The organism is Pannonibacter sp. SL95 (assembly GCF_026672425.1).
In the GTDB taxonomy this organism is placed as follows: domain Bacteria; phylum Pseudomonadota; class Alphaproteobacteria; order Rhizobiales; family Stappiaceae; genus Pannonibacter.
Window position 1 is genome coordinate 389,077 of the sequence record NZ_JAPPRC010000005.1, and the last position, 13,215, is coordinate 402,291.

At 63.6% G+C, this 13,215-nt stretch carries 8 protein-coding genes and 1 tRNA gene; 3 read left to right on the forward strand and 6 right to left on the reverse strand.

The genetic code is table 11. The features are described from left to right. Positions 1–107 precede the first annotated feature (107 nt). From tig to OVA12_RS16750, 3 genes are all read right to left on the reverse strand, one after another. Complete coding sequence (gene tig, locus OVA12_RS16740; protein ID WP_268139326.1) at positions 108–1,478, reverse strand: trigger factor; 1,371 nt, start codon at positions 1,476–1,478, stop codon at positions 108–110. A gap of 215 nt (positions 1,479–1,693) precedes the next feature. Further along, positions 1,694–1,778: transfer RNA gene (locus OVA12_RS16745), tRNA-Leu, on the reverse strand. Positions 1,779–1,876: 98 nt separating this feature from the next. Next, positions 1,877–3,448 carry an NAD(P)H-hydrate dehydratase gene (locus OVA12_RS16750; RefSeq protein ID WP_268139328.1) on the reverse strand — a complete coding sequence of 524 codons (1,572 nt, stop codon included), beginning with the start codon at positions 3,446–3,448 and terminating at the stop codon, positions 1,877–1,879. A gap of 442 nt (positions 3,449–3,890) precedes the next feature. On the opposite strand from OVA12_RS16750, the gene OVA12_RS16755 reads away from it, so the two are divergent. Next, positions 3,891–4,229, forward strand: a complete 339-nt coding sequence (locus tag OVA12_RS16755) for a P-II family nitrogen regulator (RefSeq protein WP_106753298.1) — start codon at positions 3,891–3,893, stop codon at positions 4,227–4,229. Between the two features lie 122 nt (positions 4,230–4,351). Then, complete coding sequence (gene glnA, locus OVA12_RS16760) at positions 4,352–5,761, forward strand: type I glutamate--ammonia ligase (protein WP_268139330.1); 1,410 nt, start codon at positions 4,352–4,354, stop codon at positions 5,759–5,761. A gap of 76 nt (positions 5,762–5,837) precedes the next feature. Here glnA and OVA12_RS16765 read toward each other — a convergent pair whose 3' ends face one another. Together OVA12_RS16765 and OVA12_RS16770 are read right to left on the reverse strand one after the other, a co-directional pair. Continuing rightward, positions 5,838–6,797 (reverse strand): IS110 family transposase, encoded by a 960-nt coding sequence (locus tag OVA12_RS16765; protein WP_268134003.1) that lies wholly within the window; start codon positions 6,795–6,797, stop codon positions 5,838–5,840. Positions 6,798–7,195: 398 nt separating this feature from the next. Next, the gene (locus OVA12_RS16770) at positions 7,196–8,422 is read right to left on the reverse strand and encodes a hypothetical protein (RefSeq protein ID WP_268139334.1); all 1,227 of its coding nucleotides are present in this window, start codon (positions 8,420–8,422) and stop codon (positions 7,196–7,198) included. 183 nt (positions 8,423–8,605) lie between these two features. On the opposite strand from OVA12_RS16770, the gene tyrS reads away from it, so the two are divergent. Then, entirely contained in the window at positions 8,606–9,859 is a 1,254-nt protein-coding gene (tyrS, locus tag OVA12_RS16775) for a tyrosine--tRNA ligase (protein ID WP_268139337.1), read from the forward strand. A 70-nt stretch (positions 9,860–9,929) separates the two neighbouring features. Here tyrS and OVA12_RS16780 read toward each other — a convergent pair whose 3' ends face one another. Further along, on the reverse strand, positions 9,930–13,139 hold the full coding sequence (locus OVA12_RS16780; protein ID WP_268139340.1) for a YhdP family protein: 3,210 nt from the start codon (positions 13,137–13,139) through the stop codon (positions 9,930–9,932). Between the last annotated feature and the right edge of the window lie 76 nt (positions 13,140–13,215).

A 13,215-nucleotide genomic window follows, 5' to 3' on the forward strand; every position in this document is an offset into this window, starting at 1 on the left:
AAAGAGCGACACCCATACATAGGGGATGCCGCCCAGATCGCAAGATTGTGGCCGATGCGGCGTGAAGGCAAGGTTAAAGCCCACACGCCGCTGGAACGGTCAGAGGGTCAGCCGGCGGCTGCCTCATCCTTTTCCTCATCCTCGGCAACGAGCTTCTGCAGCTCTTCCTTGGTCACGGTCTTGTCGGTGACCTTGGCGAGGGTGAGGATGAAGTCCACGACCTTTTCTTCGTAGATCGGTGCGCGCAGGGTGGCGAGAGCCTGCGGGTTGTTCTTGTAGAACTCGAACACCTGACGCTCCTGGCCCGGGAACTGGCGGACGCGGTCGAACAGCGCGCGCTGGACTTCCTCGTCGGTCACCTGGACAGAGTTCTTCTCGCCGACTTCCGACAGCACCAGACCCAGGCGCACGCGGCGCTCGGCAATCTTGCGGTAATCGGCCTTGGCGGCCTCTTCCGTGGTGCCTTCGTCTTCGAAGGTCTTGCCGTTGCGCTTCATGTCGTTCTCGACCTGGTTCCAGATGTTCTGGAATTCGGTGTCGAGCAGCTTGGACGGCAGGTCGAAGGTGTAGACGGCATCGAGCTTGTCGAGCAGCTGACGCTTGACGCGCTGACGGGTCATGGCGCCGAACTGGCTTTCGATCTGGCCGCGGATGATGTCCTTCAGGCTGTCGAGCGATTCCAGGCCAAGGCTCTTGGCGAATTCGTCATCGACGGAGACTTCACCCGGAGCGGCAACGTCCTTGAGGACGATGTCGAAGGTGACTTCCTTGCCAGCCAGGTGCTCAGCCGGGTAGTCGGCCGGGAACGTCACCGAAATGACCTTCTCTTCGCCCTGCTTCATGCCAACAACGGCTTCTTCGAAGCCCGGGATGAACTGGTTGGAACCCAGGACCAGCTGGCCGTTGTCGTCCGCGCCGCCGTCGAACGGCACGCCGTCGAGCTTGCCGAGGTAGGACATGGTCACGCGGTCGCCGTTTTCGGCAACGGCACCATCGCCCTTGCTGACGAACGGACGGTTGTTGGCGGCAATCGCCTCGACCTGCTCCATCACGCCGGCTTCGGAAATCTCGACGATTTCGCGTTCCAGTTCGATGGAGGAGAAGTCGACGATGTCGAAGGTCGGCAGCAGGTCATAGATGACCTTGAATGCCAGATCAGCGGAGCCTTCGATGATGGCTTCGGCTTCGTCATCGGCCAGGTCGATGTCCGGCTGCAGCGCCGGGCGCTCGGAACGGTCCTCGATCGCCTTGAGGCTCGACTCCTGGATGGTCTTGGAGACGATTTCCGCCATGGCCTGACGGCCGTACATGCGCTTCATGTGCGCAGCCGGAACCTTGCCCGGACGGAAGCCGTTGATCCGGACCTTGTCCTTCAGTTCATCGAGGTACGAGTCGAGCTTCGACGCCAGCTCGGTAGCCGGGATGACGATCTTGAGTTCGCGCTTGAGGCCCTCGGAAAGGGTTTCGGTCACCTGCATGGTAGTGTGCTTCGTCCTCGGTATGGAACCCGGCAGGATCCCATCTCATGTTAGCAATCGGCCCCGGAGGGCCCTCTTCAGGGCGATCGAGACGCTCAGGATCCACACGGCTGCCAGGGATCGCGACTGTTAAACCTGTCGGATCTTTGGAAGACGGGGACCGGCGCACAGTCGACCGGTTCAGCCTCGGCTAGCGACTCCGGGCCTTATCGCCGTGGTGCGGGCGGAGGGACTTGAACCCCCACGGCTTACGCCACCAGAACCTAAATCTGGCGTGTCTACCAGTTCCACCACGCCCGCGACGGCCTTGGACGCCCGAAGCCTGGGCGCGGCCTCTATAACACCCGACCTTGCCGCATCAAAGCAAAAATGCCGCGTCGGCCGAATTCACGCAGGCTTTATTCCGCCTGCAGCCTGGCCAGCGCACTGGCCAAAGCTGGCAAAAGGTCTTCCGCGGTCATTCCCGGCCCGCAGAGCGCGCCGGCCGCTCCGTGCAGGTGAACCCCCATCGCTGCGGCCTCGAACGGGGCAACCCCTTGTGCCAGCAAGCCGGCTATCGTTCCGGCGAGCACGTCGCCCGAACCCGCCGTCGCCAGACAGGGCGGTGCATTGTCGTTGATATAGGTGCGCCCATCGGGCGCGGCGATGACGGTGTCTGGTCCCTTGGACACGATGATTGCACCGGAGAGTTCTGCTGCCGCGCGTGCGGCGGACAGTCGGTCCAGACCGCCAAGGCCGGCGAACAGTCGGCGGAATTCGCCCGCATGCGGGGTCAGCACTGCCGGCTGCTGGCGCTCACAAAGGGACTGGAACAGCGTGTCGGGGGCCTCCTCGAACACGGAGAGGGCGTCTGCATCAAGGACAAGACCAAGCCTTGCCGACGCCCTTGCCCTTGCCAGCTGCAACACCCGCGCCTTCAGCTTGCCGGCGTCAGCTCCACCTCGGCCGGCACCCGGCCCGATGACCGCCGCCATGAGCCTTTGGTCCTCCAGCAGCCCGGCCAGGTCGTCTTCACCGCGCAAGGGGCGCAGCATCACCGCCGTGAGATGGGCCACGAGAGCCGCCGTCGCCGACGGATCGCACGCGACCGTGACCAGCCCTGCCCCGACCCGCAGCGCCGCCTCTGCCGATAGGCGAATGGCACCGGTCATACTGTAGGGGCCACTGACTGCCAGCACGGAACCGCGGCTGTACTTGTGCGCCATCACACCCGGTTGCGGTAGCCTACGGGGCCAGGCAGCGGGCGCGTTCAGGCGCGTCTTCGGCCTCAATCCGGAGATCGTTTCACTACAAATGCCAATATCGCAAACAACTGCTTCACCGCAGAGTTCTCGCCCCGGAAGGAGAAGATGCCCAGGCTTGCGCCGCGCGAACGTCACCGTCCTGTCAGCACGCATGACAGGTCCCTCCGCGGTTCCCGTTGCCCCGTCGAGGCCGGATGGCACGTCAACGGCCAGAACCGGACAAGAGCTGGCCGCCACCACCGAGACAAGTTCGGCTGCCTGCCCTGACAGGGCACGCGACAGTCCCGCCCCGAACAGGGCATCAATGACAAGACCGCACTCCGGGCTTCGCAGATCCCCGATCAGCTGCGTCAGATCTCCAAAGGGCGCGATCTCGCCGCCGCCGCCGAGCCACTCCCGGGTGGCAAGCGCTGCGTCCCCCTTGAGGGCATCCAGCCTTGCCAGCAAATGCAGCTGCACCGGAACGCCCCACCCTGACAGAACCCTTGCGGCAATCAGGCCATCGCCGCCATTGTTGCCCGGTCCGCAGAGGATGATGACCTTCCGGCCCGCGCGACCCGTCTGTTGCAGCATGACCGCCGCCTGCCGCGCGACGGCAGCTCCGGCGCGGCGCATCAGCACGATACCGGGTGTTCCGGATGCAATCGTCCGCCGGTCCGCCTCAGCCATCTCGTCCGGCGTCAGCAAGGCAGCCGAACTTTGCCGCGCATCATCGCCCCAGCTCATCTGATCCTCATCACTCGCCCTGCTGCTGCGTTCCGCAGTTCCGTCCCTGCCCAACATCCCAAGACCACCGCGCAGAGACAAGGGCTGACTGGCTGTGCAGCGCAATGCCAACCGCCCAAACAAGCATCTTTCCTGCCAGCATTCGTGCACCCACCGGAGTGTTTGCCTGACACTGCGGCAGCCAAGTTTGAACCCAAACCGCTTCAGATCCGCCTAATTGATGTGCATTTGCCGCTTATTTTGGCATCAGGCTGGGCGGGAGTGCAGAAGACTCCCGTTCGGCCCGGCGAGAATGCTGCTTTTTTCGGCGAAAACTTGGCCTGTCCAAACTGGCACGCCTTGTGCTTACATGCTTGGCGACAGCGACAGGCAGATGCTTTCATCAGCTTCCGCGCCGCAACACCGGCCTCAAGGCCTCAGACACGGAGAGAGACCCAAGGCGATGAAAAAGATCGAGGCGATCATCAAGCCCTTCAAGCTCGACGAGGTGAAGGAGGCGCTTCAGGAAGTTGGTCTGCAGGGCATCACCGTAACGGAAGCCAAGGGCTTCGGGCGGCAGAAAGGCCACACCGAACTCTATCGCGGCGCTGAATATGTCGTCGACTTTCTGCCCAAGGTGAAAGTCGAAGTGGTCCTGCCGGACGAAATGGTCGAAAAGGCTGTCGATGCGATTCGCAACGCTGCCCAGACCGGCCGCATCGGCGACGGCAAGATCTTCGTCTCCAACATCGAGGAGGCGGTCCGCATCCGCACCGGCGAGTCCGGCGTCGACGCGATCTAACGTTTTTTGCGGGCTCGCCCGCTCATCCTTTTCGGCTCTGCCGGAGCTGGCGCCCTGACCGGCGCGATCCCGGAGCCGAGAACAAGCCCACGTGACAACCAGAACACCAGGGAAGTGAATACATGACCACCGCTGCTGAGATCCTCAAGGATATCAAGGACAAGGACATCAAGTTCGTCGACCTGCGCTTTACCGACCCGCGCGGCAAGATGCACCACGTGACCATGGACGCCGGCCTTGTCGACGAAGACATGTTTGCTGAAGGCGTTGCCTTCGACGGTTCGTCGATTGCTGGCTGGAAGGCCATCGACGCCTCGGACATGACGCTGGTCCTGGATCCGGCCACCGTGCACATGGACCCGTTCTTCGCCCAGTCCACGATGGTGATCCTCTGCGACATCGTCGACCCGCGCACCGGCGAGACCTACAACCGCGACCCGCGCACCATCGCCAAGAAGGCCGAAGCCTACGTGAAGGCTGGCGGCTTCGGCGACACCATCGTGTTCGGCCCGGAAGCTGAATTCTTCATCTTCGACGACGTGCGTTTTGCCTCGGAGCCGTTCAACACGGGCTTCAAGCTGGACTGCTCGGAACTGCCGACCAACCTCGACACCGAGTACGAAGCTGGCAACATGGGTCACCGTCCGCGCATCAAGGGCGGCTACTTCCCGGTTCCCCCGATCGACAGCGCCCAGGACATCCGTTCCGAAATGCTGACCGTGATGTCCGAAATGGGCGTCGTGGTCGAGAAGCACCACCACGAAGTGGCTGCTGCCCAGCATGAACTTGGCATCAAGTTCAACACCATGGTCACCTGCGCCGACCACATGCAGATCTACAAGTACGTGGTGCACCAGGTTGCTCATGCCTACGGCAAGACCGCAACCTTCATGCCGAAGCCGGTGTTCGGTGACAACGGCTCGGGCATGCACTGCCACCAGTCGATCTGGAAGGATGGCAAGCCGCTGTTCGCCGGCAACCTCTATGCTGACCTCAGCGAGATGTGCCTGTACTACATCGGTGGCATTCTTAAGCACGCCAAGGCCCTGAACGCCTTCACCAACCCGTCGACCAACTCCTACAAGCGTCTGGTCCCGGGCTATGAAGCTCCGGTGCTGCTGGCCTACTCCTCGGGCAACCGTTCGGCCTCCTGCCGCATCCCCTACACCTCGTCGCCTAAGGCCAAGCGCATCGAAGTCCGCTTCCCGGATCCGGCTGCGAACCCGTACCTGGCCTTTGCTGCCCAGCTGATGGCCGGTCTTGATGGTATCAAGAACAAGATCCATCCGGGCGATGCCATGGACAAGAACCTCTACGACCTGCCGCCGGAAGAGCTGGCCGAGATCCCGACCGTCTGCGGCTCGCTGCGCGAAGCCCTGCAGTCGCTGGACATCGACCGCGAGTTCCTGAAGGCCGGCGGCGTGTTCGACGACGACTTCATCGACAGCTACATCGAGCTGAAGATGGAAGAGAACATGCGCTACGAAATGACCCCGCATCCGGTCGAGTTCGACATGTACTACTCCGTCTGATCCTCACCGGGATTGGAACAGGAAAGGCCGGGCAATCGCCCGGCCTTTTCGTTTGTGTGGTCTAGCAATCACGTCATCAACTCTGTTGTTGTGCGTTTTGCCTGATCCTTGCGTTCAGGATGACGATGATCTTTCGCATGAGGGCGGCGATTGCGAGGATTGGCTTCTTCCCGTTGTTGATAAGCCTTTGATAGACCTCCTTTAATGGCCCGTTTGCGCGGCTTGCGGACAAGGCGGCCATGAAGAGGGCCGGCTTGACGGTGGAGCGTCCGCCGTGCATCCGGCGATATCCCTTGAGGGTTCCGCTGTCCTTGGGATGAGGGGCGACCCCGGCGAGGCTTGCGGCCTGGCGCCGGTCCATCGTTCCCAGTTCCGGCATGGTTGCGGCGAGGGTGATGGCGGTGCGCTTGCCCACGCCCGGCAGGGAGCAGCAGACCTCGATCCGGCGGGCGAGCTGCGGCGAGGCGTCGACGAGCGCCTCGATGGCGGCGTCGATGGCCTCGATCTCGTGCAGGATCGCCCGCAGGATGACCTGGCAGGAGCGGCGGATGATCGCGATGCCAGGTCCCTCTCCGGGGATCTTTGAGCGGTTCTGCTCGGCCACCTTGAGGGCGAGAAGCTCCTGACGGCGGGCATTGAGGCTGGCGAGTGTGCTCTGGGTCTCATCGGTAGGCGTGAACAGGGCGAGTGTCTTCCAGCGCTCCTCGCCATAGCGGGCCAGAGCCTGGGCATCGATGGCGTCTGTCTTGGCAAGACGGCCAAAGGACCGGCTGAATGCCTTGACCTTGACGGTATCGGCCCGGTGGCAGGCCAGGCCTGCAGCGGTCAGTTCGCCCACCAGCAGGCGCTCGTGGCCGCCGGTCGGCTCCAGCACGCACAGGCAGTCGGCCGACAGGCCTGTCAGCGCCTTGCGGATGCTGGCGGAGCGGTTGGGGAAGGTCGTGACACGGCCGGTGGCGGTGTCGAAGGCGGTGATGCTGTCCTTGGCGACATCGAAGCCGCAGACATGGGCGGGAGGCTGCTGCAGGGCGGGCATGGCCGTGCTATCCTTGACGTGCTTCGGATTGTTTGCGGGCGTGGGTGTCAGCCAGAGGCCCAATCAACTCTCCAAGCGGGAAAAGGGAAGCGTCAGGGAGCCATGATGACAGCGGGTGAAAGCCCGACCCCGGGACGGTCGCCTGACGCTGAAGCTGCGGGTTAAGGGTCGCAGCTTCCCCTTTACCCTAGCACCTCGGACAACAAACAATCCCGGGCGCAGCAAAGCGAAGACCCGGGACCGGAGAGCCCTGGCTCGTCCGTATCGCGTTCATTGATCAAGTTTCGCCTCGGCTCTCCGGTCCCGGCTCTCGCGGTGCTCGGCCGGGATGACGATGAAGCGCTTGCCAGCCAATTCCTGGCGGTCGTCCACACTCGAATTTTCGCCTGATCCGCAAATTATTCCGGCATCACGACCGCCCGTTGCCGCTCCCGTTCCGGGGCCCAGGCCACAAGCATCTCACGAGCCGGGTTGGGCCCGAGCGTCAATCTGTGGAAGTCAAACGTGTCTTCCCGCTGCGAGGCGAAGAAGTAGCAGAAATGCAGCGCGAAGAAGTGCCAGCGCAGATGGTTGAAGCGGTCCCGCCCCATTGCGTCCGGTGCCCTGCCGCTGTAGCTGCGCGGTGCAAGCATCGGCGTCGCGCTCCATCGCCGGCCATAGTCGGCGACCGGATTGGCCCGGCCGCAGCACAGGGCATCCTGGGGCACGTAGATGTCGCTCCAGTCGATCCCGGGAGCCGCTCCCACACGGGCAACAGCGCGCTCAAACGCGCCGCCCGCATGGTATCCGCCGATGTATCCGATCGCCGAGCCAAGCGTCGCCAGCGCAATGCCGCCCCGTGCGACACCGAGGTCCGGTTTTTGCTCCAGCGCCTTGGCAAGCGCCATGACGAGGACGAAGGCACCGGAGCTGTGCGCGCACAGAAGGATATCGTCATCCGCCACCGCCTCGCGCTCCACCTGCAGGATTTTGCTGGCGAAGTGCGTGATGCGCCCGGTCATGTCCGCATCACGGTCAAAGGCAAGCTGGCGGATCGCATGCCAGTCATTGACCAGATACCAGAAGTACGTCGACGGCTCGATGAGGCGGGACAGGCCATGCACCAGGGCCGCCCAGATCCCCCATCCGGCCAGCCAGACCGGCCAGGCGACAAGCTGCGGCAAGCCGACCTCGTTCACCACCCCTCGCACCGGCTCAAGCATGACGGCGGGCGCACACAGGAGCATCAGATAGATCAGCAGGAGGAGGACCGGATAGACGTGGAAGATGCCATTCGGCCAATGGCGACGGAAGCTGTCGATGTATCCGCCGCTGCGCGCAAATCCGGCAAAGCTCGCAAAGGCTCCCAGCATCCGCTTCGGCCAGGAGCGCTGGAAGTCGCGCTTGGCGAGATCTCGCCAGCCCAGGAGATGAAAGATTGTACGTGTCTCGCCTTCCGGCCATGCGGCCCGACCGCGCCAGGTCGCCGACGCACCGCCCGGTCCCTGGCCATCCGCAAAGCCGGAAAGCTCCGCATCAACGCCCCGAATCCGGCCCATCGCCTCGGCTTCCTCAGCCATCGTCGACTGGAGGAACGATGGCCGGCGCAGGTCATAGCCGGGAATGAAGATGACATGTCGCAGCAAGGGATCGGCACCAGTTGGGAATCAAGGGAAGCGGCTTATGCCAGAGCTTGCAGAGCGGATCAGGATTTTTGCTGCTGAACCGGTGAAATCACCACAGACTTCCGATATAGCGGACACAATCACTTTCAGACCAGGGTCAAGCCTCGACGCCTGTACCCGCTTTTGACATGGAATGCGCGAAAGATGACCGAATACAAGTCGGAGTTCCTGAAAACGCTCGCCGAGCGCGGTTTCATCCATCAGGTGTCGGATCATGAGGCGCTGGACAAGCTCCTCACCACGGAAACCGTGACCGCCTATATCGGCTTCGACTGCACCGCGCCCAGCCTGCATGCCGGGTCGCTGGTCACCATCATGATGCTGTACTGGCTGCAGCAGACCGGGCACCGGCCGATCGCGCTGATGGGCTCCGGCACCACGCGCGTCGGTGATCCGACCGGCAAGGACGAGAGCCGCAAGATCCTCTCCGACGAGGATATCGAGGCCAACAAGGCCGGCATCCGCAAGGTCTTCGAAAAGCTGCTGACCTTCGGCGATGGCCCGCGCGACGCCATCATGCTCGACAATGCCGACTGGCTGATGAAGCTCAACTATGTCGAGTTCCTGCGTGACATCGGCCGCCATTTCTCGGTCAACCAGATGATCCAGCGCGACAGCGTGCGCCTGCGTCTTGAGCGCGAGCAGCACCTGTCGTTCCTAGAATTCAACTACATGCTGCTGCAGGGCTACGACTTCCTGGAGATCTACCAGCAGACCGGTTGCCGCCTGCAGATGGGCGGCTCCGACCAGTGGTCGAACATCCTGTCCGGCGTCGACCTGATCCGCCGCAAGGCCGGTATCGAGGCCTTCGCGCTGACCGCCCCGCTGCTGACGACCTCTTCGGGCGCGAAGATGGGCAAGACCGCCGCTGGGGCCGTCTGGCTCAATCCGGAGCAGCTGTCCGCCTATGACTACTGGCAGTACTGGCGCAACACCGAGGATGCGGACGTCGAGCGCTTCCTGAAGCTGTTCACCGTCCTGCCGCTCGCCGAAATCGCACGCCTGGCGGCCTTGCAGGGCTCGGAGATCAACGAGGCCAAGAAGGTGCTGGCGACCGAGGCAACTGCCATGGTCCATGGCCGGGAAGCCGCGGAAGCAGCCGCAGAAACCGCCCGCCGCGCCTTCGAGGAAGGCGCACTCGCCGAAGGCCTGCCGACCGTCGAGATCGCCGCTGCCGACCTTGCCGCCGGTATCGGTGTCCTGGCCGCCTTCGTGACCGCAGGCCTGTCCGCCTCCAATGGCGAGGCCCGGCGCAACATTGCCGGCGGCGCGCTGAAGATCAACGACGTCTCTGTCACCGACGACAAGCGCGTGCTCGGCACGGCCGATCTCACCGGCGAAGGCGTCATCAAGCTGTCGATGGGCAAGAAGAAGCACGTGCTGCTGAAGCCGCTCTGAGCCTTCAGTCCTCGATCAACATCAGGAGCCCGGCCATGTGCCGGGCTTTTTTTGTTCCCGAGACGAGCAATCAGCGGAATTCGAACATCTTGCGGAAGATGCCGGGGGCGATGGCGGAGACTGGATTGACCGCAAGCACGGGAGCACTGACCGGACCTGACAGTCGATAGGTCACCCCGATCAACCCTTCCTGGCTGCCGCCGCCAAGGGCAAAGCCGAGAAGCGGGATCTTGGCGAACAGGTTGTTCAGCGCAAAAATGGGCACGAAGGTGCCGGTGAGCGACATTTCGCGGGTGTTGAGATCCACCGTTCCACCAACGGTTCCGCCCACCACCGCCCCCTGAAGGATCCCCTCCTCGAGGGTCAGCGTGTCGCCCTTGCGCGAGAAGCGGATGTCCATCCGGTCGAAGGACGCGTCGCCGGATGCTGTCAAGGCCGCGCCATTCGGCACAACCTGATTGTCCGGCCGCGGCGCAGAAACCTCGGGCAGTTCGGCCAGCTTGCGCAGGGCCGGATCTTCCGTGATCGAGAACCCGCGCACACCCAGTGTGCCGAACCAGGTGCTGTCGGATGGCAGTGACACCAGCAGACGGCCGGAGCCCCCGCGCATCCGGTCGTAGAGATCCAGGAAGCGCAGCACGGCGCCGGTGTCGGCGAAATCGCCGCTGGCAGCCCGCGCTTCGCCTTCCCCGGTAATCTCGATCTTGAATGCCCCGCGGTTGTTCGTGGCGCCGGTGAGCTTGAGGGTCGCGATATCACCCTTGTCAGCCAGCACATCGCCGATGACATCGGTGGCAAAGATCCCCTGGAAGCCCTGCAGGCGGCCGATCTTCAGGCTGATCCTGTAGGACGTCTTCGACGGCGTCTTGTCCGCGTCCGAGCCCTTGCGATCACGGATCTGCTTGATGAGCCCTCGGCCGTCAAACTGCGGCCCGGTCAGGGCGACACGGTAGCGGCCGGCATTCTCTCTCGTGATCTTCAGCGCCGCAGAATCGCCAGGGCGGATCTGGAACGTGCCAAAATCCGCCTCGCGGAAATCGCCTGCCTTGCTGAGCAGAACCGATCCCTCCAGCACCACGCCCTCGGATCGCAGCGAGAAATTGCGCAACCGGCGTTCGGTCTCCGTCTCGGTGAGCAGGAACGAGGCGCTGGCGGCAACGCCCGGCGCTTTCTCCCATCCGATTTCGGTAAGCCGCAGAGCCGCGTCCTTCAGGTCAATCTCGAAGCGCTGGCCGTCTGGTGTTTCGGCGAGCTTCAAGACAAGCGTTCCACTCAGGAGCGTGCCAAGGTCGACGCCACGCTTGGCAAGCTCTGCCGCCGTCACTTTCAGCTCGACATCCTGTCGCGCCGTGACCTGGCTTGCATCAAGCGGATAGACAATGTCGATATTGGCCTGCAGCCCGTCGATCCGGCCACGGCCCTTGATGTCGACCTGCATCGGATCCGCCGTCAGCTGGATCGTAGCATCGGTGATCTTGTGCCCCTCGATTGGCTTGTCGGCAGAAAACGCGGACAGCTTGGCGCGCGCCGCCCAACCCACCTCGTCGACGGACAAGGCGAGCTTCAGCGGCAGCTTGGCGGTCACGTCGATATCGCCCGATCCGGACAGGCCGACACCGGAGAGGTCAGCCTTGTCAAGGATCCGGAACGGCTTGGCATTGGCGATCTCGGCAAGGGGGCCAAGCGCCCCTTGTAGCTTCAGGTCCAGTGTCCCGGTCTTGATGTCGCGATCGGCAAGGTCAGGGATTTCAAAGCGCCCCGCAGGAACCGAGACAATGCCCCCTGACGGCGTGGTGACGCTGCCCGAGCGCATGTCAACCGTCAGCACCTCCTGTTCGATCCGAACGGTACCGGCAAGATCCGTGATCGGTGGCAGTGTTTCCAGAGGCGCCAGATCTGTGTCGATCAGGGTCAGCTCGAGCTTCAGGTCGTCGCCTCCCCAACCCGGATCAGGATGGGCCGCGTCGAAGGCCGGCGGGCGGATCGATGCATCAACCCTGGCACTCTGGATCTGTCCGGCTTTCATATGGTCGATGACCCAGCGCCGCGCTGGCGGTGTCAGCGTGATCGGCCAGATCTGCTTCAGCATCGCGACCGGCATCGCCTCGGCGTCTGCAGCCAGCGCCAGATAGGGTCCGTCATCGCGCAGGTCCAGCGAGGCAATCGCGCGGAAGATTGCAGGGCCGGACTGCAGCTGCAGCCGGTCGACCAGCACCGCCTTCTGGGCAAGGTTCACCCGACCCTCCAGGCCAAGGTAGTCGGCCACGACCGGTGGCTCGGCGACATCCGCCGAGCCAAAACGTGCCCGATCGGCCGTGATCCGGAACGTCCAGTCGTCTGCTCCAGTTGCGCCCGGACTTACAGCACCGCTGAAGAAAATCTCCGTATCGCCGCGCACGACATGCGATTTGCCGATAGCGATCTCCGACGAACCGGCGGACCACCCAAGCGCCACGGCCACATCATCGAAGCGGATCAGGGTCGGTCCGGAGCGCATCCAGCCGTTCTGACCGCGCGCCACCAGATTGGCAGCTTCGAACCCGCCGGCTGTGTCCAGAGTGGCGCTGAACTGGATTTCCAGCGGCAACCCAAGGCCCTTGCCGGCGTCGACCTGTTCGTTGGTTGGAAACAGCTCGGCCAGCGCCATGTCGCGGATGTAGAGACCGATTTCACGGCCCTTGTCATCAGATCTGGGCACGCGGCGCAGCGCCAGATCCCACAGGCCCATACGGCCGGCGATCTGCGCTTCCGCAATCAGCCCGCCCTGACTGTCGCGATGCATGACAGCATCGATCTCGTTGATCCGCCGCGGGACAGGACCCAGGATATCGACTTGGCCGTTGGTAATGCGAACTTCTCTGAGGTTGCGCTGGCGAAACTCGTCATCAACGATCCCGCCGACGCGGTCCACCGCTTCCATCGCCTCGTCCATCGACAGAAGGCTGGTCTCCGCATCGCCCGGACGCAGGGACACATGCGGCTGGTCGATCTCGAGGGCCGAGAACTGCAACCGCCCGGAGAGCAAGGGCTCCAGTTCGACAATGGCCTCGACACGCGGCAGGCGCAGTTCCGTCTGCGCGTCGCCGGGCACGACGAGCACCGCGTCCTGAATGAGCACCCGGCTGCCGCCGGATGCGAACAGGTCCAGCTGCAGCGACCCGACGGTCAGGTCCAACCCTTCGGCGCGCGCCTGCCGCGACATCAAGTCGGCCACGCCTGGTATGGGCGTTGGCCCCATCGACAGCACACCCGCAAGCGCGCCGGCAGACAGCAGGACCACCAGCCCAGCCCCGATCACGCCCCGGCGCAGGCGCCGCAATCCAGTGCGGCCAGCCGTCCGTATGGTCTCAGTGTCT